The sequence below is a fragment of the Bartonella sp. TS82HLJMH genome (assembly GCF_042193495.1).
Classification (GTDB): Bacteria; Pseudomonadota; Alphaproteobacteria; order Rhizobiales; family Rhizobiaceae; genus Bartonella; species Bartonella grahamii.
The window spans coordinates 1-581 of sequence record NZ_JBHILU010000104.1 but is presented as its reverse complement, the minus strand read 5'-3'; the positions used below and the strand labels follow the sequence as shown (position 1 = coordinate 581).

The following is a 581-nucleotide window of genomic DNA, read 5'->3' as shown; positions in this document are numbered from 1 at the left end:
CGGGTGACATAAGTGGCCGTTTTATGAATCTTCCCCGCAATCAATTGAACAGGAGCAAACAAAACCGGTGAGAGCTTCTCTGTCCCTTTGAGAATGGCGCGAAGCTTTACCTTTTCACTGATATATTCAGTAAGGCTTAGCAATTGAAAGGGAAGCAGTTGATAAACCGTGCCATTGTTTCGTTCAATTTCAAAGATGACAGAACAATCGCTTGAAGGCAATTCAATGGCTGCGCGTATTTGCAAATCAGAGCAGTCAACAAGATCAAAAGTGCCAAGATCAATGGTTTTTTCTGTTTGTGTGTAGCGTGCCGCCAGCACTCGAAAGGCTAAAGCCTCATCTTGATGGGCGGTCCAGCTCCTAGCATTAACAGAAGAAAAACGTGGACCGGTCACATAAGGGTGGCTCGAGACGTATCTCTGGTGTTCTGCATCAAAATCCCCAAGCTTTGCTAAAGAGACAGAATGATCAGCATCATCGGTTTTAATGACAAAAGCTGTTAAGCGGTCATCCATCACAAGGAGTGGTACATCATAGCGTGCCTCTGCCCATCCTGCCTTTGCGCCCTTCATAGAATAAAA

Annotated in this window: 1 pseudogene; it reads right to left on the bottom strand. The window is 45.3% G+C overall.

Annotation, left to right across the window (positions count from 1 at the left end):
* A pseudogene (locus ACFIKO_RS09485) lies at positions 1-581 on the bottom strand (DUF4815 domain-containing protein); the annotation flags it as partial.